The organism is Bacillus sp. RC51 (assembly GCF_044908115.1).
Classification (GTDB): Bacteria; Bacillota; Bacilli; order Bacillales; family Bacillaceae_G; genus Bacillus_A; species Bacillus_A mycoides.
The window spans coordinates 1-21,836 of sequence record NZ_JBIYCW010000020.1 but is presented as its reverse complement, the minus strand read 5'-3'; the positions used below and the strand labels follow the sequence as shown (position 1 = coordinate 21,836).

Here is a 21,836-nt window from a genome sequence, read left to right as displayed (position 1 = left end):
TAGGCCATTAACATGAAGATGCTCCAATACATATCTTGCAAGTAGTAAATTAATGACGGGGTAGATTGAGAATGGATGATCCGATTAAGGAGATAGTTGGCGCATGGTTTGTTGCAGTAGGGACAATTATTGCTGCGATTGGGAGTACACCTTTAAAAAGATTGAACAGCGAATTAAGAAAAGATTTGAGCGTATGGGGGAATGTATTACAGGCAACGGGGAATGGTCTGGAAGCTGATGGACAAGGAGAAATATCCCTTGAATTGATTGGGAACGAAATCCAATCAATTGGTAATGTAACGGTTCTAACAGGACTCATTATAGAATTTGAAGATGAAACAAAAAAAAAATTAGTAATTGCAGGAAATTGGATACAAGCATTAGGTGGTGTTACATCAATAGGTGGGGAAATAGAAGATAGTTCCAATATGGATGAATCGTATATCATTATCGGGAATGTGTTACAAGCGACTGGTAATTCATTACAGGCAATAGGTGGAATAGATGAATTGAAAGCTAGTCGGGATAAAGTGGAGGGAATTTCGGAAGACGATGAGGAGGATGGGCAGCTTATAGTGATTACGGGGAGTTGGGTCCAAGCGGTCGGTTCAGTAGTTTCATTAATCGGTCAAATAAGAGAAGAAAGCCAAGAGATAGAAGAAAGTATTTCATAGAGGACTTAATAAAATAATCCTTTTCAAATAACAAAGTTACTAAAATATGAGAAAATGATATAATAATACCAATTAAATATTTAGTCCTACTGGAAGAACCAGCGGACATCAAACCATAAAGAGCATAAGTGATAGTGCTCTATGGTTTGGTGTCCGCTTTTTGTTTTTTTATTAATAAAATAGATAAGGAGTGTTTTTATATATGACGCAATTAACTTTCTTACCTAAAATTGATCGTAAAGCAACACAAGTTCGTTTAGAAGAGATTCTTGAAAATGTTCGTATTTATAGAAAATTTGGGATGATTAGAAATGAGGTGAAGGTCACAGCTTCTTGCGAGGTAAGATATCATGGCCCAACAAACATGGTAGGCAAGCCAGCTGAAGATGTTGCTTTAGCAAATGTTGCAATGAGTGAAAGAGAATTAAAATTACAACGTTTATCTTTTCAAATTGATAAACATTAAGTCGATTTAGCAAAAATCAACGAGATATCATTGTAAAACGATATTTGGAAGATGAGGAAGTCTTTGATTATATGGTTTATAACGATATTGGTATGAGTGAACGTACATATAGAAGAAATAAATCAAATGCTTTTTATAAATTAGCATTTGCTCTTAGATTAGAAGTTTATGAGACTGAAGAATCTGGAGGTAATGAATAATGAATTTTGTTTAGCCAATACGTGATCCAGAGCGAATACAACAGCTAAAAGAGTATTTTAAGGAAAAGAGCTTACGTAATTACATTCTCTTCATTATGGGTATTAATACAGGTCTCAGAATCTCAGATATTTTGAAATTGAAGGTAGGGGATGTTAAAGGCAGCCATATATCTATGCGGGAAAAGAAAACAGGGAAAGAGAAACGAATACAAATTACTGCAGCGCTGAAAAGAGAACTTAAATGGTTTATTGTAGAAAGAGAAGACAATGAGTATTTATTGCAAAGCAGACAAGGTAAGAATCGTCCAATTGGTCGTAGCATGGCATATAAGATATTAAGCGGAGCAGCGGCAGAGTTTGGGTTAGATGAAATAGGAACACATACGTTAAGAAAAACATACGGGTATCACATGTACATGCAAACGAAAAACATAGCATTACTTATGGAGATATTCAATCACTCGTCAGAGAAGGTCACGTTACGTTATATAGGTGTAAATCAAGATGCAATGGATAAAGCAATGACTAGGTTTAAAATCTAATCACTGCTTATTTCTTTTTAAATCTAGGGTATTGCAGCATTTTGGAAAAACTCATGCTAAGAGTATGCAAGATTTTATACAGTTCTAGTAACAAACAAGAATCCAAAAACCGTGCTAGGATAGGAATGTATAAAAAAGTGCATAGATCCATAGAACAAAAAAAGAAGGTTCCTTGGTGAGAGTACGGTTTCCTCCCTTTTCCTTGCTACCAATAAAATGTGTTATGTAAATTAGCAATGAATAAAATATACAATTTCATCGTGGTATTTTAATTATATAATAATATTAGAAAGTAGGTACGGAGTTTGAAAGAATGGATTTTGTTAAATGAACAAGAATATGAGAATGTTTGGGATAGATTTTATGATGAATTTGCTTTTAATCCTAATATAGATGGTGAACAGTCATTTAAATTTTCTTGTCCATATATTACTTATGATTTACCTAATTATTTTGAAGGAAAATGGACTGATGACGATGATTATATTTTTGATCATATATTATTGAAAGCTCTTATTTTATGTACCGAGAAACATGAATATATATATGCGTTAGATTGGCATCATGATAGCTACTGGATGAATCCTAGTTTAAATTTAAACTAGGATTCATCAATGGAAAATCCCATTTTTTCCGGATGGAGATTATTATTTCTTTTTGCAAAAAGACTTTAAGTGGGGTTATTTAGGGCATCCATGGGAAAAAGTTATTTATATTTTCGGAGAAGAATTAATCAAGAATTTCAAAGAATTAAGGGCTAGTAGATTAAAAAAGACCAATGAAAAAGTATAAATTTCACTTCCCATATCGATAATTATGTAAATAAGCTGTCCACATGGGCAGCTTATTTTATTTTTCCGCATAGCGTAGGTTATTTTACAAAATGTTGGTGGTATCCCTATACAGTTACTCATAATTTTCGTACTGTGTAACCCAAAAGAGAAAGTTAAATGAAATCAATGATATCAAGGGATTTAGCGAAGGGGGCAGTTACGCACAATATAAGATATGGGTAAGTCGATTATTTATATGTTAAGATTATACTATAAAAAAGAAAGTAGTGATTGTGATGAGTGAAAGATGTCCGGTTTGTCAAAACTCTATTGAGGAACAACAATTAGTGGGAGTGGGAGGAGGACGTGTAGAGCAATATAAATGTGAGAATTGTGGTACATTTTCCATGGCTGAAGAAGCGAGATTTGAATTAAATGTAGAGCAGAAGAGAAAACTTTCTGCAATTTTAAGAAAGAGAACCATTAGAGGGATGGGGAAAATAATGATTTTTCTTAATCGACCAGATAAAAATCTTTCAGAATTTCCGTATCCTATTTATCTTTTAGAGGATCTATTAAGTGAATATCCAGATAGTGCTTCTGATAGGTTGGATGAATCATTAATAAACTTAGCTAAATTGTCCAAATTTCCAGGTGACCCAGTATATATTCGTGAATCAGATAAATCTCTATTTTTTGTACAGAGTGTTCACTTGTTGGAAATGAAATATATAGCGACCCAACTATTTCAGGACGAACTGATTGAGATATCTAAGCTATCGGCAGCAGATTTCCCTGCACATATTACAGTTACAGCGAAAGGGTGGAATCGTATTGCAGAATTAGAAAAAGGAAGAGAAGCGGATAATAAGCAGGCATTTGTCGCGATGTCGTTTAGTCCAAAAATGGATGGTCCATATAAGAATGCAATCACAAAAGCTATAAAAGAGGCAGGATACCAGCCTATCAGAATTGAAGAAGCGGAACATAATAATGACATAACTGATGAAATTATAGTCAAAATAAGACAAAGTAAATTTGTAATTGCAGATTTTACCGGACACAGAGGTGGAGTTTATTTCGAAGCTGGTTATGCGATGGGACTAGGTAAGACTGTTATATGGACATGTAAAGATGACGATTTTAAAGATATTCATTTTGATACTAGACAATTTAGTCATATTAAGTGGTCAACAGAAAACGAATTATACCAAAAATTATTAAACAGAATTAAAGCAACAATTAATTAAAAACATGGCAGAGTCGTGACCGCTTTTTGGCAGTAAATGTGCCGGTTGTTTTGGAGTTAACGTGATATATTTGTATTGTGAGAAGTGGCTTAAAACACAACTCATAAAGATTCCTTTATAATCTATATGTTGTCTAAACGGTTTCATAATGACGGCACATAAAATCCGAAACCAGCAGATGGTAGTGATTGAATGATACCGTTATTAAGGAGAGCTTTTGCTCTTCTTCCAGTTACTTAATATTGTTGGAATAGTGTAGCGACATTTGGTGATTGGAAGAAGAATAAAACTTCATTTACCGTAATTAAAACACAAATCAATAATTGCTATAAAAGCATCCATTCGGGTGCTTTTTATTTTGGAGGAGGATGAATAATAGATTTAACATTAGATGGATTAGAGCGGTGTTTTAATGAGGCTGTAAATGAAGGTGCAGAGTATTTAGCTGTTCAAATCGAAATGGACGGATTCCCTAGTGATGAAGTAATTATTAATCATAAGCAAAATATTGATACTAAGTTAGAGTATTATAGGAAAACGTACAACGAGGATTTAGAATATAGATACGCTCCAGGTATTCGTATTGTTGGATTTGCATATGGCTATTCGTTCTCAGGGATTCAACACGAATTAGGATTATTAGCGGAATAATGATTAAACCAATAGCAATTATCGTAGGCGCTGCCGTGATCTGGGTGGCGTCTTGTTTGTTGTTAAGGGGTGATAAGGGCTGAAATAGACTTGCAATTTGAAGATTAGATAATAATATTATTACTTTAAAATGCAGAAAGTAGACTAATAAACAAGCTGTTTTTAACTTTTAATCATAGAATATGAGGAATTCTATTCTTAAGAGGAGGTAATCATATTTATGGGATGTAATTGTAATTTCAGACATTGCAGAGATTGTAATAGATTTTGGGATGATTTAATGTTTTGCAGACGCAGACATAGAGATTTTGATGACTGTCGTTGTAGACGTGACCGTGACTGCGATTGTGATGATTGTCGTCGTAGACGTAATCATCATCATGACTGTGATCGTGATGATCGTCGAGATTGTTAAATCTCTTTGAACGAGTGCTTTGAAGAAAAGTACTCTTTTTTTATTTTCATAAAAATATGGATTTGGTGGCCTATTTATTTTAATAATTGTATTGTTTATTCTTTTAATTAACATTGGAGATATTTGTTTTTTTACGTTATTTGTACAAATAACATGATAGCATGAAAAGGAATAATTGCTGTACGTATGAATGTACTAACATTCTTTTTCTATTATTATTTTAAATTAACTAAAATGTACATCAATAAAAGATATAGTTCTAGTTCCTGTTGGTTTGTTATGGATAAGTGATGTTATGTAAGAAGGTTGGTACAAGTTAATAGATGGCAATAGGTAAGATGACTCTAACCGATGATGCAAGGGTTAATCTTATCTATTGTCATCTATATTCAATTATAAAGTATTAGAAATCAAGGCTATAGATAACTGGTATATCCATTCTAGGGAAACCGCCCATACCTGTACCAGGGAAACCGCCTATACCCATTCCAGGAAAACCACCCATACCTGTACCAGGGAAACCTATAATACGATGAGAATCTAATGTCATGTTTTCACCTACTTTTTATAAATAGTTCATATTCTTTTACATGCTATGCTTAAAGAATATAAAGGAGCTTATTCTCATTTTAAATTAGGCAGACTAACTACTGATAACGGTAATTATGTGAACGAAGAGTCTCTTAAGAAGATCGGAAGAGACTTTCATAGGTTTCTAGATACCTTGACTGCTGATAAGTGGTTTTATGTAAACTAGATGTGTATATGGGGTATATTTTTGAGAACAAAATAAGAGATAAGCAGCCTTATAATTTAATCATAACTCAGTTGATTGTAATTATCATGTTGCGTTGGTTTGGAAAACTTTTTTAGTTTAAATTATAAGGAGTAAGGTGAAGATGGTTATAAGGAAAGGAAGGTAGAGTCAAGATGTTATTTAATATTCTAATTGCATTTGTGTTACCTTGGACTGTTGGAATTCTTCACCTTTACAAAAAAGAGAGAAGAATTATCCCTCTGATTGGCTCATTCTTTTGTGTCGTTGCTTTTGTCGTAAATGAATTCGGCTTTTATTGTGGTTTTTGGAGGATTGCTCCTTTCCTTGATCAAAAAACTTTTTCTGCGTTACCCTTTAATATAGGAATTTATCCGATTTTGGCAAGTTACTTGATATTCTTTATAAAGAAAACCAAAAGACCTTACTTGATGGTCTTTTTCATATCCCTATTTACTACCCTTCTTGAAATGACATTAGTTTTAAGTGGAGAAATCGTATATGGTAACGGCTGGAATATTATTTGGACATTTTTTTCCTATATCATCCCTTATATGTGGGTGTACTGGTATTACCTCTATTTAAGAAAGTTAGAAGTCATGAACTAAATCCTGAAGGCAACATAATAGAATTCGAATGTTTTTGATTGCCGAAAACGGGAATTATGTAAATACGAACCCCCTTCAGTAAGCAAACTGAAGGGGGTTTTTCTAGATATATTTAATACAGAGAATAATGGATTATGTTAATAAAAATATATGTGTTATTGATAAAAAAAACGCCATCCTTTCTGCATATTTCTACAAAAAGAATAATGTTTTTTTTCGTAATATGGATAGAAATTCTTTTTAATTTAATAATAATGGAGGATAACTGTTTATAAAAAAAATTTATTCTCACTATACTATACTTTCAATTTCTTCTCTACACTAAAAAACATAATAGTTATTAATAGTATCATAAGAGCCATAATTAAAAGAATTATAGAAGAATATCTAAATAATAAACTGACTCCCATGTTTACAAGCGCAAATATGTGTAACTTCTTAGTTGTGAGAAAAGAGGTCATTCATTAAAAAAAATTGTTTAGGTGACCAGAGAAGATTAGGAAACCGAAACATACGAAATGGAATGTAATCACAATTGCAAGGACATGCATGAACGTATTGTTGGGCCAAAATTTATGCTTCTTATTTTTCCGTTCGAAAATATCAAATGAAATAAACAGAAAAATATGATATAGAGCATAAATAATATATTGAGCAATATCATGACCAGTAATGTGCCAAATTCCCATGACAAAAAAGTTTAAAAAGACGCCAATATATGAAATCATATAGCGATTTTTAATGAGCTTTTTCTTTGTTGCAAAAAAGACAAAGCGCATGTAAATAAAATCACGGAGCCAGAATGATAAGCTCATATGCCAACGATTCCAGAAATCTTTAATATTACGACTGATAAACGGTTTATTAAAGTTTTCTGGTGTTTTAATACCCATCATATAACTGACACCAATTACGAATGAACTATAACCTGCGAAGTCAAAAAATAGATATAAACTATAGCTATACATGTAAATCATATTTGATGAAATTGTGTTTTGGTGAGCTAATGTTGCATCTATAATATTTTCTTTTATTAGGTAAGCAAGTATAAACTTATACAGAAAACCTTGGAAAATACGGTTAATTCCCGTGTATAGTAGGTTTTGATATTCTTCAGCGCTTGGTGGTTTTTGAATATCTTTTTGGAACCTGCGATACCTATCGATAGGTCCGGTCGAAATAGCAGGGAAGAACAAAATGAATTCCCAGAAATTAAAAAATGAGCATTCTTTAATTAAGCCATCGCGAATTTCAAATACCATTTGTACTGCTCTGAATGTTACATAAGATATACCAGTAAAAACAATGAATTTTAATTCAGGTACAAATGGTGCGACTTTTGCCAAAATCAATGGCAAAATCGACAAAATAATAGCCATGCAAAACATGAACGTATTATTATTTTGTTTTCTTAGTAGTAAATAGCCTTTAATAAGGACATATTGCCAAATAATAAATACTACTAACATCATTGCTTGATTTGACTTATCCGAGAAGATAATAGCAAGCATAATAAGCGTTAAGATAGCATTATATTTGCGCAACATTTTACCTCTTAATCCAGCTACGATAGTAGGTATCAATAAAATCCCCACTATAGCAAAAAAATAAAATGATCCATATGCGGTCATGCTGTAACCTCACTTTATAATGTTTTGCAATCCTTCATTCCATTTGGTGTCATGGAATAATGGATTGGCACATGAATTTGGAATTATATAGTTTAATAATCACTCATTGCGTTTTTTGGGTTGCAGATGTTAATAAATACTTTTTCTATAATCGCATATGCCGGAGCAATTTGTTCTTCTGAAGCCCCATGCATAACTTGTAACGCTAATCCATTCATCGAAGCCAATAAAGCCCTAGAAAACGCTTCTAGATCTGGGATTTCTACAGTGGAAGTTTGAGCATATTCTTGAATTAGGTCTATCAATTGGTTCTGTAGAACTCGAATTTCTTCCATAATTTTCGGTGACCAAGCTGCTGCTGCCAATAAACTAAAATACACTTTTCTCCATTCAGAACTTTTGAACTGGTGATGTACTACAAATATTAGTTTTTTCATTTTCTCTGAGAAATCTTGTATATTTGAGAGTTCCTTCTGAATTTCTTTAATCTGTTTTTGCATGACATAGGAGGTAGCGTTAACTAATAATCCCTCCTTTGTTGGAAAATAATAATGAATTAAACTTAAAGTAATTCCCGCTTTTGTAGCAATATCTCGTAATGTAATAGCGGTTGTGCCTTTTTCAGCTAAGCATTCAAACGTAGCCATTAGTATTTGATCCCGAGTAGCTGTTTTTTTAGAATTAGACATTGTATTTCACCTTCTCTTTTAGTTTGGTCAACCGACCAATAAATATAAATTTATACTACTCTATTAGAACATTTTTTACAATACTAAGTACCATCCCCATGTCCACCAAGCTAAGGTTTTGATGTACACCTATATGAAAATTATCTTTCTCTACAGTTAGTTATTTTGAGAATTCAGCTCATTTTTTCTTTTTGGGGGTGTCTACTTTTCTTAAGTTGATGGGCATGGGGTCCCTCCTACATCACGCGATTATCTTAACTTCGATGTGAGAACTATTGGAATAACAATGGTTCTCACATCATTTACATGTATTCAAAGTAAAATTGGTTTATATAATAATCGATCTTTTATACTATTTTATCGAACTATAGAACCCCGTGAACAAGGATTTAGAATACCTTTATTTAGAGACCATCAAGTGATTGTTTTTCTTCTTAATAAGTCTTCTTCTTTTAAATTAAGCTTTTTATATACTCTGTAGTAAACCCACACAGCATTTATCAGTAACAATGTACTTGTAATAAAAAATACATATCGGATACCTATATGGGCCGCCACTTGCCCTCCTAGAACAGAACCTCCAAATACACCCATATATCCTGCTGACATGTTAAAGCCAAAAACCCTACCTGTTAGAGCAGATGGTGTGATTTTCTTAATTAAAACGTTGACTGCAGGAGCCAAGCCAGCTGTGGTTAATCCCAATAAAAATTGAAGTACCATTAACTGCCAAGGATTTTTCACAAAGGCTTCTGGTATAAAAATGAGTCCCGCTACTACAAGGGCGACTAATATTACTTTCTGGGGCCCTATTTTATCGGAAATTTTACCCAATCTTGGTGCGGCAATTATATTTGCCATCCCTGAAGCAGAGAATACGATACCAGCTATCATTGCAATATGACTAGTATCACGGGACAATTGAGTCACATATACTGTGATGATTGGTTCCATTGTATACAATGCCATATATATTATAAAAAAAGTCACAAACATGGTAAGAGTTAAGCTCTTTTCAGGTACATTCCTCCATGTTTCCTTGGCACTAAGCACTTTTTTGTCCTCGCGGTTGAAGGACTCCTTTACAAATAAAGCGGTAATAATAAATGCAATAAGCATCATTGCCCCCGTTATAAAGAATACATTTTGTAATCCAAAATTCTCCGCCATGAAGCCACCGATCATGGGTCCAAGTAAAGAACCCGAAATACTTGCCGTTGAAAGGGTACCTAAAGCCCACCCTGAATGTTCCTTTTCCGTCTGAGTTGCAATTAGTGTAGTACAGGCTGAACTGTATCCTGTTATTACACCCTGTAATAATCTTAATCCTATCAATACATATACATTCGAAGCAAAACCCATACTACCTATAACTATTGCCATACCAAGGCTCGCCCGCAAAAGCATTGGTTTTCGTCCGTATTTATCCGCAGCAAGCCCCCAAATTGGTGAAAAAATGGCAGAAATAATAAAGGTTATGCCGAAAGAAAATCCGGACAACTGTGCAATTAAAGCTGCATTATCAACTCCAAGATGCTTGATATAAAGCGGCAACACTGGTGCAAGCTGACTCATTCCCACACCCGTGACAAACATCCCAAACCAGCAAACAATTAAATTTCTTTTCCAAATCGGCATGAGTATAACCTGTCCTTTCATTTTTTTATTTCTATAACAAATGATGTTCTGAGTAAAATCAAACAAACGCCACTTTAGGAGAAAATCCTTGAGAGGCGTTTGCTTAGTTATGATATTAATCCAGTGTTTTAATCCAAGCGTCAACAGTAACCACATCTGCTTGACGAGGGAATACCTTTTCCATAAGAACGCGGTGAACCTCAGAATCGGCATCTAGACAAGCATCAGAAAGTACCGTTATTGCAAAGTCTTTGTCTGCTGATTCCCTTAAAGTGGATAGAACCACACCGCTTGTAGAAATACCGCAGAGAACAAGCGAATCGATTTGCTGTGCACGGAGGATAACCTCCAGATTACTACCAGCGAATGCACTAAATCTGTACTTCGTTACAACAGGTTCATTTGCTTCAGGCTGAACAGATTCGTGAATTTGTGTCCACGCATCCGAGATAGTCATTCCGCCCATTTTAGTAATGGCTGAGAATCCTTTATTTTGTGGACTCACTTCTGGATAGCCTTCGCTAAATCCTAATCGAATAAAAATAACAGGAATATTATTTTGGCGTGCCGCTTCAACAGCTTTCTGGAATGGAAGTAATACATCTTTATTTTCTGAGAAACGTGATACAATACCATTTTGTAAATCCATAACTAATAATGAGGGTTTACTATTTTGATTTTGCATATTTGCATAACTCCTTTACAATAGGTTAAAATCAAGTGGAGAGTTCTCCGTTTAAGAATTATAAGTGGAGAGTTCTCCGTTTGTCAAGGGATATAAATGTTAGGGAGTGATGGTATGGCAAATAATCAGAATACAGCCCATAATCGGACTGAGCGACGTGACGCTGCCGAGAATCGCCAACGTATATTAAATACGGCTCTTAGGCTATTTGAACACAATGGTGTTGAACAAGTCAGTATGAATCAAATAGCAACAGAGGCAGGAATTGGTGCAGGAACGCTTTATCGCCGTTATAGAAATAAAAGTGAGTTGTGTCTTGATTTGATCAAAGATAATATTGATATGCTTTTTGAGAATATCGAAGCATACTTGAAGCAGAACCAGACTGAGCCGCCAAATCAACGAATAAAAGGCGTACTCAGCTTATTTGTCCGTTTCAGAGAAAAAAAGGCACAATTGCTTACAGGAGTAGAGAATTCTACTTCAAGTAATCCACGATCAAAGGATAAGAGTCCTTTATATTATGAATTGCATCAGCTATTCGTAGAATTATTTGACGAGATGCATAGAACCGAGAAAAACCAACCTAACAGCGTCTTTAGAGCTGATATGTTACTGGCTGCTTTGAGCAGTGATTTCTATTTGTTTCAAAGAGAAATCCGTGGCTATTCGGCTGATATGATTTTGGAGCAACTTTGTTTAACGTTTTGTTAAGATATGAATAATGTCAATTTGCAATTTATCAATTTCATTATATATTTTATAAAAAAGAAGACATAATGAAATTGCCACCACAAAAGGTTCCTTAAATGGGAATCTTTTATCTTTATATCTCCCTTTTCTATCTTCAACAATTAATTCTGCCAGTTAGCAGAATAATTTCCATTTCCAATTATTCCTCCCTTCATTATTTACTATACATACTATAAAAATCAGTATAGTTATATAGTCTTTAAAGGGGTATCGCCACATCGCTATCAAGCTAAGCCCGTGTAACGTCAATGATAAGCAAGATTGTTTCTTTTTTTCGAAAGTCTATACGTAGATGCTTTAAAGATTTGCATACGAAATAAACCCTAACGGGTTTCCTTTTTTGAATTAAGCTGCTTGGTTATCAGACATGGTACAATTATAAACGACACCTAATATATCAAAGACTGTTTTCTTCTCATACCTAGGGGATTTCCGCCCGTTTTGCTGTAGGAGATTGAACAGGCGAAGTAACACCTTTGATAGCTCTTGGGTGTTTTTTTGTATAGTTTGGAATAGAAGAAGAAAATAGTCTTTAATCATATATATGGCTTTATACTCACTAAGCTCTCGTTTTTTCTTCATGAGGAGTAATTGGCGCATTTGAAACATGATAGAAGAACAGAGTAGAATGGCAATCAATTGACCATATAAATCACTCCAATCGTTCTGGTTTTATCTTTTTACAATGATGGATTTGAAAGAATGACTTCCACGTTTTAAATAAAATTTCGATTTGCCAACGCAAAGAATATCAGTCATGTACCTGTCCCATCGGGACAATATCTATAGGGGTGTTGGTCATATATACATTGATACCACTGAGTCGTTTACTACGAGGAGAACACTTCATTCCTTTCTTTTTTCTCTTACAACTTGATCTGGTTCTGGTGCAAAAAATCTATAAAACTTGGACATACTGATATTACTACTCTAGAAAAGGTGTGTGATCAGTATAAAAAAGGAAAATTTATTCAAATGGAAGCATTATCAGCCTGATTTAATTTTGTTAACGGTAAGATGGTACCTACGGTATAACCTCAGTTTTCGTGATTTGGTGGAAATGATGAAGGAACGGGGCTTATCTATTTCTCATACCACGATTATGCGTTGGGTTCATCAGTATGGTCCTGAATTGGACAAACGAATTCGTCGTCACCTCAAGCAAACCAATGACTCTTGGAGAGTTGATGAAACATATATAAAAGTTAAAGGGCAATGGATTTACCTGTACCGTGCTGTTGATTCGAAAGGAAACACAATCGATTTTTGTCTAAGCAAAACAAGAGACCGAAAGGCTGCAAAGCGCTTTTTCAAAAAAGCTTTGCGGTCTTTTCATGTATCAAAGCCACGTGTGATAACAGTCGATAAGAATCCGGCTTATCCTATAGCAATTGAACTGTTGAAAAAAGAAAAAAGCATACCTGATGGTATGCAACTTAGACAACAAAAGTACTTGAATAATATAGTAGAACAAGATCATCGCTTTATAAAGAAGCGTATCCGTTCTATGCTAGGGCTCAAATCTTTTGACACAGCTATATCCATTCTTTCTGAAGTAGAAGCAATGCATATGATTAAAAAAGAACAGATTAATTTACGGAACCAGTCTATCCAAAATCAGAAAGAATTCGTCCATCAATTGTTTGGACTTGTAGCATAAGATACGATTCCGTTAGGAATATATATGCCTTATTCTCTTTTACTTTATTTTTGCACCAGAACCTGCAGGAAGAAATACACGCGTCTTGATATACATTCTTTCAACGTTGTGTAAAGGGAATTGGCGAAAATGACATTAAGTAGCCGACTCTACGGAGTATAAACAAGAAGATTCTTAGTCTTCTCCAAGTCACCGAACTAACCAAATGTGAAGCGTGTAGCTAATATATAGTGTTGCGGTGACTTGGAGAAGGTTGGGAGTTATCTTGACCTTGGAAGAGGAACTTTTGCCATTTGTTTTTTTATTTCTCTCTATTAAATATGTGAACTATGGGGATTTTTATAAAACGTAATTTTTGAATTATATAATAAAAGTATATATAATTATACTGATGTAAATATATTAACTGGTTAAAAATGGGGAAATAAAAATGAAGATTAAATTTGATGTAGTTAAAGATGAAAATTTTGATTTTACTTTATTAGAAACAAAATTGCTGAAAACTTTTAAAGAAGTAGATAATGTAGCAATAATTGAAAAGGTTGAAGATAAAATTTTTGAAAAAGATGATGTGCAAACCCATTTAGCGGAGATTACTATTAATGTTACAGGAAATAATATTGGATATAGATCAGCTTCAGCTAGTATATTCATTGTTCTAGAAAGTCTATCAATAGAGCTATTCAATATTAATATTAGTATACATTAAGCATCCAAAACGGGTGCTTTTTTCTTTGTTATATAGAAATTACACATTAAAACAGTGAACATTCTAATAAGACAAGCATATGATGAATTCGTGACGAGTTATCATATGAGGTGAAACTTGGGGCACCATACTTATTTGTTGAAGGGTACCTAATGACGGGTACTCTTTTTATTTTGCACCTTTTAATAAGGACAAGCATATATTGGAGTATGGGGTTGCCCCACTTCATATATTTGAGCACCTATCGATTATGGGTGCTCTTTTATTTTGTACAAAATGGACATTTGAATTAAATAATTATATAAATAGGTAGAATCTAATTATATGATGTGCATTTTAATCCAAGGGGTACAAATTCGATGCGACGTGAAAAGGATTTGTTGATACAATGGAAGGCGGACTTGCAAGCTGTTCAAGAAGAGAAGAGGCTGAAGAAGAAGGCTAAGAAAAAGAATAAGAAATATAGCATTCCTGATAATACAGCTGACTTCATGAATGGTAAGAATACTTATCGTAAAGAGAATGGGGTATGGAGGCAAAGAAATAAATAGTGTAAGGATAAATGAGTTTGATTAAGTTTATAGCAATTATCGTAGGCGTTACTGTAATCTGGGTGGCGTCTTGTTTTTTGTTAAGGAAAGATAAGGGGTGAAATAGATTTGAAACGGTTCTGGTGCAAAGATTGTATTTATTTGAAAGAGGTATATAGATTCCTAATGGAATCTATTCTTATGCAGCCATTCCGAATAGTTGATGAATAAACTCCACTTCATTTTTGACAGACTTTTCCCGTAAAATAAGTTGGCCTTTTTTAATGATATGCATCGCTTCTATTCCTGAAAGAATAGATTTAGCTGTACGAAAAGATTTCAATCCTAGCATTGAATGAACTCTCTTTTTAATAAAACGATGATCTTTCTCTACAATGTTATTAAGGTATTTTACCTGCCTTATTTGGATGCCCACAGGCATCTTTTTCTCTGTCTTCAACTCTTCAATCGCTATAGGATAGGCCGGGTTTTTGTCCACTGTAATCACACGGGGCTTTGAAACATGAAAAGACTGCAAAGCTTTCTTGAAAAAACGCTTTGCAGCCCTATGATCTCTTGTTTTGCTTAAATGAAAATCAATTGTATATCCTTTTGAATCAACAGCACGATATAGGTACATCCATTGACCTTTGACTTTCACATACGTCTCATCGACTCGCCAAGAATCATTGGTTGACTTAAGATGACGTCGTACTCGCTTATCTAATTCGGGACCATATTGATGAGCCCATCGCATGATAGTTGTATGAGCCAGGGATAGCCCGCGTTCTTCCATCATTTCGACTAAATCACGAAAACTGAGGTTGTGCCGTAGGTACCATCTCACGGTTAATAAAATAACATTCGGTTGATAATGTTTCCACTTGAATAGATTTTGCTTTTCCATACCAATCACATCCTTTTTTAGAGTAATAATATCAGTATGTCCAAGTCTGAAAGACTTTTTTTAGATATTTTGAAGTTTTTGCACCAGAACCTATAAAAGGTGCTATACGAAAAATTTAAATTCATTTAGTGAAATGTTTTTTAATGAAATTAGTATAATCAATAAGAACATCAAAAACTTCCTGTTGTTTTTTAGGGGATAGATCTGACGCTGCTACTTTAATTGATTCTAATTTACTTTCTAGAGGTGCGTTTCGTCCAAACAATTCATTAATGGATACATTGTATAAGTCTGCAATACTCATGATTGAATCTGCGTCTGGGTCAGTTTTTCCATATTCCCAATTGGCATATGTGGTACGTGCGATATTCAGGCGATATGCTACATCGAATTGAGTATACCCCTGTTTTTTCTCAACTCAGCAAGTCGCTTACTTAGTTGAGACATATCATCACATTTCCTTTCTGATTTATAACGTTAGTGTAAAACAGAAAAGTTAAATTGCATCCTTATGACTTATAATAAGTCATAAATTATTTTTATTTGTAATAGTTAGTCTTAATGTTGTGATAATAGAAAGCCATTTATAATTCTATACGCGAAAAAATAGGAAGAAATCGATACATCAAATCGAGAATCTTCCTATTATATATGTTTACTAAAACAATGAATTTCCTATATCTATTGTGGCCAAGTTTTGACGTCTTGTACGTTCCCTTAAATAGCGTTCCGTCGTCATAATAGATTCGTGTCCTAAATAGTCACGTATTTTCTTAAGTTCGACACCTTTTCCCATCAAATGATTCGCAAAGAAATGTCTGCAGGTATGGGGGGTAATTCTATCCTTTCGGTAACGTAAAAATGGTAAGTTTGTTTCTTCAATCTTTTCTGCTACATATTTTGATAAGTAGTCGGCCCTATAGTAAGAGCCATCGGCTTTAGGTAGAAAAGCAGATGTACTAGAGGCGTCCAATTCACTTGTTTGTTTACGCAATTGACGAAGGCGACAGATATCGTCGAGTACATCTTCAAAAATACGAACTTCCCTGGCTTTATTTCCTTTCCCAACTACACGCAAGAGATAAGCATTTAATGAGGAATGGAATACAAGATCTGCCCATTTTGCGTTTGCAACTTCCTCAATCCGGAGTCCAGTAGTCGTAAGAAGGAAAAACAATGTATACATAAAGAAACTTGTTTTCTTCAGTGCATCTAGTATTTCATTTACTTCTTCAGGAAAGAGGTCACGATTGACCAGATCTTCTTTTTTTACAGATACTTTTTTGAGACGACTACTATAGTCATCTGAGAGACCCGTGTTATCATAAACGTATTTTAGAAACTGCTGGACTACCGTTTTCTTTCGACGTAATGTAGTGGCAGCATACTTCTTACTTAGTTGATAGAAGTAGATTTCCATCTCATTATGGGATAAATCGTGAATTGTTCCGATTGTTTCTTTTATGTAGCGAAGAAAATGAGACAAATCATGCAGATAAATCTTTTTTGTTCGTTCACTTCTTTTTTTCGTTAAAGAAGGTTCATCGTGTAGAAATAAATAAACCAATGATTCTTCACTTAATTTAGAATAGTCAATATTCCTGATGCCCATACCCATAATTTTTTCAAAATGACTGCTATCAAAAAAATCTGATTTTGATTTTACAAGTTGGTTACTATGTTCGTAATTTATAATATTCAAATTTAAACACAACCTTTAGTAGAATGAAATATTAAACAAATAATTTGTATATAAATTTTTATGATTCTAATTATACCACAATAAATGCATTATTTATTGTGGTATAAAATGAAATGTTTAAATATATATATTTCCCTTAATATTTAACGTTTCTGTTTAGTTGATGTATAATGGAAATGTTTAATTTGTTTTTTTGTACATTTCAATCCAAGTGCGGTAGGAGGAGATTTTTTTGACTAATCTTCGTCGGAAAATTTTACATGAAATCTATAATTTAGAAGATACCCATTGTTCAATTTGCCCTCTGAACAACCTATCAGTGAATTGTACAGATGAGCAAGAACAGGCAAAACAAAGAAACTATAAACATTGCAAAGGTTGTCCCATTTTCGATTCCATCCGAGAGAAAGGAGAGAAATTGAATTCTTTATCGAAAAAGAGTACATTTAATAAGGTACGAGAACGTTATATGGAAAATCCATTTAAGTATCTGCAGTATAAGGAGTACTCAATCACAGATGTAGTAAAAGAAACAGGTTTAACAAAGTATCAACAAAAAAAATTTAAACAACAGCTAGAATGAAAGTTTCGGATGAGGTGAGAAATGGACTATTTATCTTTAGAAGAGGTATGCGATAGGGTAGGTTTAACAAAAAATCAATTAGGCTATTTAATTAAGTATAAACACATCGAACCTATCAATCTGGATACCTGGAAAGCAGACGGTGGATATCGTTTTGAGCAAGAAGATGTAAAAAGGTTAGAGGAATTATACAAAGACTCTTTAACATTAAAAGAAGCGGCTGAATTTCTAAATAAATCTAAGACTTACGTTCATAATGCAGCTAAAGATGGGATATTGCCCTTTAAAGAGATTGCTAAAGGGAAATCTACTGAACGATTGTACTTAAAAAACGATCTGGAAATTTTCAAAGAAAGAATTGAAAATAGATCAAAAGAGGAGTCGAAAGAAAAAAAGCAGCATTTAAGTCTATATCTTGATGAAAAGGTAGTAGAAGCAATAAAGAAAAAGGCTGCAAAGAAAGGATATAATGGCTACAAGAAGTTTGCTGAAGACATTTTATCCGCAGAAGTAAAAGAAGACATAGAAGAATAGAAATTCTAGTAAGAATAGACCCTAGAAAACACAAAAACGTTCTAAGTGGTCTATTTTTATTTTTAAGAGACTTTTTAACTATCAGGTCTAAATACATTACCTAAGATGACAATGTTGTTTACAGATGAATTTGAGAGGTCGTTTTTCCGGGTCCGTTCCGGAAAAAATTCATTGTAATTACAAAAAAGGGTTTATATATATAATATAGAAAATAGAGGGAAAGATAACAGATAATTTTAAGAGCGTTTTATTTAAGTTGAAAAAAGTGTAAAGAAAGAAATGAGAGGTAAGGATCCCAGGATTATAAATACAAAGACTTCATTTGGAACTTGGTAGGCCTATGAGAATGCTAGAGAGTTCGGGCAGACATATATCGCGGAATACATCAAAAAGCATACAAGCTTTATTTGAAATTTACATAATAAAAAACAGCATATCAAACTATAATAAATTATGAAAAAACAAGAAATATAGTATACATATTTAGATTATAGTAAACTAAAATATTTTCAAAATCCTAAAATAATAGATTATGAAAAGACTGAATTGGCTTTAAAATTTACGGATGAAGAAATTCAATTATTTAAAATAGGAAAAACTCCAGAGCATTATACATGGCATCATCATCAAGACACTGGAAGGAAGCAACTTGTAGATTATCAGACTCATCATGATACTGGTCATATCAGTCAGCGTTATAGGGGTATAACAGACACATTCATTTTTAAAATCATAAAATCGGATTCACTTATCTTTACTTTAAAAATGGGTATATTGATGGCACTAGTATTTTTTTACTGCATAATTCATTAATTCAAATCTACAAAGAGATAAAATTTCTTTGTAGATTTTTTAATTACTAAACACATCTAAAAAACTTCACGACAAACACATATTAACTCCGCACATAGCACAAGTTGAAATTATATAATTAATTCATATTTAAACGCACAGAGAATTTTAATATAATGATATTAGGAATATACATTGAAAATTCGAATAAAATATAAATTGAATGCGAGGTTGTATTATGAGCAAATTTAATAATGATAATGTACAAGGTTTAGTTTCTGAAGAAAACGTTGAACTATTAAAAGTTATGGCTCATCCAATACGTCTACAAATTGTTAGTGAATTGGCTAAGAGCAAGAAATTAAATGTAACACAATTAACTAATATTTTGGATATTCCACAATCAACAGTATCGCAACATTTATCCAAAATGAAAGGGAAAGCACTGAAAGCTGAAAGAAAAGGGTTAGAGATTTACTATCATATTCAAAACTCCAAAGCTGATAAAATCATACAAATACTAGGTCATGCTAATTAAATTAAAAGAATAGGTGGATGTATACCCAAACACGGATTACAATTCACCTATTTTTTATTTTATAAAAACATAAAAACGTTATAGTATAATTTCTGTAATTATAGTCTTTGTTCTACGTATTAAAGGTTTTAAAGCGTATGTTATAGAATTTAAGTCTTTTAAAAATGAAAGAATGAGCTTACTTTATAGTGTGAAATGCTGAATTATCAACGGAGACAGTTTATTTAGTACCCATTTTCTTGTCTGAAAAGTTTCCAGTTTCATATCTTTTTACATCTGATGTAGAAAGACATAATAGTCTAAACTAAAATCTCATGAACAATCGTTGATAAATAGCCATTATCATAAATTGTATAAAAACCGGAGAAGGGTTTAAACTCGTAGTTGTTGGAAAAACAACCACACAAAAAACCAAATTACATATTATTGGAGCTAATGAATCTGTAACACTAACGCCAATAGAATTAATGCTTTTTCTTAAAAATAAAAAGGAATAAATAAAAGAGTTATTTTTATTTCTCAATTAATATCTGAATGTTTTAATAAAAAATTTTTATGCTTTTATTGCATAATTCATTAATCTAGTTCCTGTATTTATCAAATTTAAACAAATATAGGAAAATGAAACATTAATAAGTATACAAAATATGAAAAATATGTTGAATATTGTCTAATTCTCTGCGTTTATTTCTCCGTATATCCCAATTAATCTATTAGGTGAGAAGAATAAATTCTTGCAAAAGATTATAGGAGGAGAAATTTATGAAGAAAATTATTATTGGGGCATTAACGTTAGGTGTCATGCTAGGATCGGGTGGTAGTTTTGCATCTGCAGATGAACTTGATAGTGTTTCTCAAAATGGAAACACTATACAATCTATATCAGCTTCCACCACAAAATCAATAACTGCGAGCCAGTTTAGCAAAGTCTATGCAGAGATGAAAAAATATGAAGGTAAACCATATAAATATGGTGGAAATAATCCTAAAACTGGATTTGATTGTTCGGGATTAATGCAATGGGGATATGGAACACAAGGGATTAAATTACCGCGTACATCACGATATCAATATAATCAAACAATACGCGTTTTAAAAAAAGGCTCTTCAACCAGGAGATTTAGTTTTCTTTAAAGGAACGGTCGCGGGCAAATCAGGTATTACTCATGTTGGTATGTATATTGGTAATAACAAGTTTTATAGTGCTAGTAATTCCGGAGTAGGTGAAGCTAGCTTAGATAGTACGTATTGGAGTAAATATATTGCAGGATATGGTCGAATTAAATAAAAAATGGATTATAAGGTTCCAGAAAAAGAACTGAAGTCAAAATTGACTTCAGTTCTTTTTGATTAATTAATGTCCTCGGACAACAAAAGTACTAATCACTCGGCCATTGTAAGTTACCTCATATTTATTTCCCTCTGTGATTGGCATAGGGAAAACAACTGGAGAAGATAACCCCTTTGTAGTAACATTTGTCGTACCAATAACTTTATTAAACTCATATTGTTTAATAGTATATGTTACTCCTTTATCTCCTACCATAGAAAAAGAACCTGTCATATAAGCTGGTACATTAGTTCCATTTTCATAATCTCTACCAGCAACCTTAACCTTTTGAATCTTCGCATCATTAATCGCAGCTTCTGCTTTTGTTAAACTTAATTCTGGAAAAGACAAAGTTGTTATAACTAAAGTTCCCAAAAGAATAGTACTAGATAAAATAATTTTTTTGAACATTGCAAATCCTCCTAATATTTTTATTTTACTTACGTTTAAAAATTAACATATTCAGTTAAAATATTACATATCCAGGATTTGATAAATAAATATCTAATCATTCATATAATTACAAATATTTTTCAGTGAATTCTTGACACGGTTACTTGGTTCAACTGCGTTTTTGCTGAAGCAGCTATCTTCGCTACTTTGTTAGGACTTTTAGGCTTTTTAGAGCAACTGCGAGCTGAGCGTAAAAAGGAAATGAAAAAAATTAATCAATTGTAAAACCTGAAAATGGATGCTTTTTTAAAGAGCATCCATACAGTCAATGTTTTGATATTATTATCAAAAATTCCGATGAAGCAATATGTCTAGAAAAAAATACATTTGAGTTTTATAGAGTTTAAA

At 33.0% G+C, this 21,836-nt stretch carries 21 protein-coding genes and 7 pseudogenes; 18 read left to right on the top strand and 10 right to left on the bottom strand.

Annotated features, from left to right (window positions below):
* Window positions 1-71: 71 nt before the first annotated feature.
* The 7 genes and pseudogenes from ABH959_RS26725 to ABH959_RS26695 all read left to right on the top strand — a co-directional run bounded on the left by ABH959_RS26725 (window position 72) and on the right by ABH959_RS26695 (window position 4,971).
* Window positions 72-674, top strand: coding sequence for a DUF6944 family repetitive protein (locus tag ABH959_RS26725; RefSeq protein WP_404446751.1), 603 nt, complete (start codon window positions 72-74; stop codon window positions 672-674).
* 202 nt (window positions 675-876) lie between these two features.
* A pseudogene (locus ABH959_RS26720) lies at window positions 877-1,340 on the top strand (ArpU family phage packaging/lysis transcriptional regulator).
* Between the two features lie 17 nt (window positions 1,341-1,357).
* Window positions 1,358-1,882 carry a site-specific integrase gene (locus ABH959_RS26715; protein ID WP_235661835.1) on the top strand — a complete coding sequence of 175 codons (525 nt, stop codon included), beginning with the start codon at window positions 1,358-1,360 and terminating at the stop codon, window positions 1,880-1,882.
* A 305-nt stretch (window positions 1,883-2,187) separates the two neighbouring features.
* Window positions 2,188-2,674, top strand: a pseudogene (locus tag ABH959_RS26710) (DUF2716 domain-containing protein).
* Window positions 2,675-2,951: 277 nt separating this feature from the next.
* Window positions 2,952-3,905 carry a nucleoside 2-deoxyribosyltransferase gene (locus tag ABH959_RS26705; RefSeq protein WP_016093785.1) on the top strand — a complete coding sequence of 318 codons (954 nt, stop codon included), beginning with the start codon at window positions 2,952-2,954 and terminating at the stop codon, window positions 3,903-3,905.
* Between the two features lie 375 nt (window positions 3,906-4,280).
* The gene (locus tag ABH959_RS26700; RefSeq protein WP_003193761.1) at window positions 4,281-4,556 is read left to right on the top strand and encodes a hypothetical protein; all 276 of its coding nucleotides are present in this window, start codon (window positions 4,281-4,283) and stop codon (window positions 4,554-4,556) included.
* 220 nt (window positions 4,557-4,776) lie between these two features.
* On the top strand, window positions 4,777-4,971 hold the full coding sequence (locus tag ABH959_RS26695; protein ID WP_113937217.1) for a hypothetical protein: 195 nt from the start codon (window positions 4,777-4,779) through the stop codon (window positions 4,969-4,971).
* A gap of 403 nt (window positions 4,972-5,374) precedes the next feature.
* Here the strand turns inward: ABH959_RS26695 and ABH959_RS26690 are convergent, their stop codons facing one another.
* Window positions 5,375-5,521: a hypothetical protein gene (locus ABH959_RS26690; protein ID WP_181777923.1), complete on the bottom strand. Its 147-nt coding sequence runs from the start codon at window positions 5,519-5,521 to the stop codon at window positions 5,375-5,377.
* A 380-nt stretch (window positions 5,522-5,901) separates the two neighbouring features.
* Between ABH959_RS26690 and ABH959_RS26685 the strand changes: the two genes are divergently transcribed.
* On the top strand, window positions 5,902-6,354 hold the full coding sequence (locus ABH959_RS26685) for a CBO0543 family protein (RefSeq protein ID WP_002191492.1): 453 nt from the start codon (window positions 5,902-5,904) through the stop codon (window positions 6,352-6,354).
* Between the two features lie 464 nt (window positions 6,355-6,818).
* On the opposite strand, the gene dltB is transcribed toward ABH959_RS26685, so the two are convergent.
* The 4 genes from dltB to ABH959_RS26665 form a co-directional block, all read right to left on the bottom strand.
* Window positions 6,819-7,985: a D-alanyl-lipoteichoic acid biosynthesis protein DltB gene (dltB, locus tag ABH959_RS26680; protein ID WP_113937218.1), complete on the bottom strand. Its 1,167-nt coding sequence runs from the start codon at window positions 7,983-7,985 to the stop codon at window positions 6,819-6,821.
* Window positions 7,986-8,077: 92 nt separating this feature from the next.
* Window positions 8,078-8,674 carry a TetR/AcrR family transcriptional regulator gene (locus ABH959_RS26675; protein ID WP_113937219.1) on the bottom strand — a complete coding sequence of 199 codons (597 nt, stop codon included), beginning with the start codon at window positions 8,672-8,674 and terminating at the stop codon, window positions 8,078-8,080.
* A gap of 414 nt (window positions 8,675-9,088) precedes the next feature.
* A complete protein-coding gene (locus tag ABH959_RS26670; protein WP_113937316.1) occupies window positions 9,089-10,312 on the bottom strand; it encodes a multidrug efflux MFS transporter in 1,224 nt (407 codons plus the stop codon).
* A gap of 115 nt (window positions 10,313-10,427) precedes the next feature.
* A complete protein-coding gene (locus tag ABH959_RS26665) occupies window positions 10,428-10,997 on the bottom strand; it encodes a cysteine hydrolase family protein (RefSeq protein WP_078178481.1) in 570 nt (189 codons plus the stop codon).
* Between the two features lie 114 nt (window positions 10,998-11,111).
* Here ABH959_RS26665 and ABH959_RS26660 point away from each other — a divergent pair, with 114 nt between their 5' ends.
* Window positions 11,112-11,711, top strand: a complete 600-nt coding sequence (locus ABH959_RS26660) for a TetR/AcrR family transcriptional regulator (RefSeq protein ID WP_113937317.1) — start codon at window positions 11,112-11,114, stop codon at window positions 11,709-11,711.
* Window positions 11,712-12,095: 384 nt separating this feature from the next.
* Here the strand turns inward: ABH959_RS26660 and ABH959_RS26655 are convergent.
* Window positions 12,096-12,618: pseudogene (locus tag ABH959_RS26655) on the bottom strand (transposase); the annotation flags it as partial.
* An 84-nt stretch (window positions 12,619-12,702) separates the two neighbouring features.
* Here ABH959_RS26655 and ABH959_RS26650 point away from each other — a divergent pair.
* The 3 genes from ABH959_RS26650 (at window position 12,703) to ABH959_RS26640 (ending at window position 14,670) form a co-directional block, all read left to right on the top strand.
* Entirely contained in the window at window positions 12,703-13,410 is a 708-nt protein-coding gene (locus ABH959_RS26650) for an IS6 family transposase (protein ID WP_049946777.1), read from the top strand.
* Between the two features lie 430 nt (window positions 13,411-13,840).
* Window positions 13,841-14,119 (top strand): hypothetical protein, encoded by a 279-nt coding sequence (locus ABH959_RS26645; protein WP_002187120.1) that lies wholly within the window; start codon window positions 13,841-13,843, stop codon window positions 14,117-14,119.
* 359 nt (window positions 14,120-14,478) lie between these two features.
* On the top strand, window positions 14,479-14,670 hold the full coding sequence (locus tag ABH959_RS26640) for a hypothetical protein (protein ID WP_016093776.1): 192 nt from the start codon (window positions 14,479-14,481) through the stop codon (window positions 14,668-14,670).
* Between the two features lie 178 nt (window positions 14,671-14,848).
* On the opposite strand, the gene ABH959_RS26635 is transcribed toward ABH959_RS26640, so the two are convergent.
* The 3 genes and pseudogenes from ABH959_RS26635 to ABH959_RS26625 all read right to left on the bottom strand — a co-directional run bounded on the left by ABH959_RS26635 (window position 14,849) and on the right by ABH959_RS26625 (window position 17,258).
* Window positions 14,849-15,556 carry an IS6 family transposase gene (locus tag ABH959_RS26635; RefSeq protein ID WP_113937221.1) on the bottom strand — a complete coding sequence of 236 codons (708 nt, stop codon included), beginning with the start codon at window positions 15,554-15,556 and terminating at the stop codon, window positions 14,849-14,851.
* 121 nt (window positions 15,557-15,677) lie between these two features.
* A pseudogene (locus tag ABH959_RS26630) lies at window positions 15,678-16,003 on the bottom strand (helix-turn-helix domain-containing protein).
* Window positions 16,004-16,214: 211 nt separating this feature from the next.
* The gene (locus tag ABH959_RS26625; RefSeq protein ID WP_016093774.1) at window positions 16,215-17,258 is read right to left on the bottom strand and encodes a tyrosine-type recombinase/integrase; all 1,044 of its coding nucleotides are present in this window, start codon (window positions 17,256-17,258) and stop codon (window positions 16,215-16,217) included.
* Window positions 17,259-17,490: 232 nt separating this feature from the next.
* Here ABH959_RS26625 and ABH959_RS26620 point away from each other — a divergent pair, with 232 nt between their 5' ends.
* The 5 genes and pseudogenes from ABH959_RS26620 to ABH959_RS26600 all read left to right on the top strand — a co-directional run bounded on the left by ABH959_RS26620 (window position 17,491) and on the right by ABH959_RS26600 (window position 20,993).
* Window positions 17,491-17,841, top strand: a complete 351-nt coding sequence (locus tag ABH959_RS26620) for a zinc-finger domain-containing protein (protein ID WP_098633261.1) — start codon at window positions 17,491-17,493, stop codon at window positions 17,839-17,841.
* Between the two features lie 21 nt (window positions 17,842-17,862).
* Window positions 17,863-18,375 (top strand): helix-turn-helix domain-containing protein, encoded by a 513-nt coding sequence (locus ABH959_RS26615; RefSeq protein ID WP_002187134.1) that lies wholly within the window; start codon window positions 17,863-17,865, stop codon window positions 18,373-18,375.
* Window positions 18,376-18,918: 543 nt separating this feature from the next.
* Window positions 18,919-19,059, top strand: a pseudogene (locus ABH959_RS26610) (HNH endonuclease); the annotation flags it as partial.
* Window positions 19,060-19,405: 346 nt separating this feature from the next.
* Window positions 19,406-19,705 carry an ArsR/SmtB family transcription factor gene (locus ABH959_RS26605; RefSeq protein ID WP_404493381.1) on the top strand — a complete coding sequence of 100 codons (300 nt, stop codon included), beginning with the start codon at window positions 19,406-19,408 and terminating at the stop codon, window positions 19,703-19,705.
* 762 nt (window positions 19,706-20,467) lie between these two features.
* Window positions 20,468-20,993: pseudogene (locus ABH959_RS26600) on the top strand (C40 family peptidase).
* A 66-nt stretch (window positions 20,994-21,059) separates the two neighbouring features.
* Here ABH959_RS26600 and ABH959_RS26595 read toward each other — a convergent pair.
* Complete coding sequence (locus ABH959_RS26595; protein ID WP_404493380.1) at window positions 21,060-21,446, bottom strand: hypothetical protein; 387 nt, start codon at window positions 21,444-21,446, stop codon at window positions 21,060-21,062.
* 296 nt (window positions 21,447-21,742) lie between these two features.
* On the opposite strand from ABH959_RS26595, the pseudogene ABH959_RS26590 reads away from it, so the two are divergent.
* Window positions 21,743-21,835 (top strand): annotated as a pseudogene (locus ABH959_RS26590) (phosphoribulokinase); the annotation flags it as partial.
* Between the last annotated feature and the right edge of the window lies 1 nt (window position 21,836).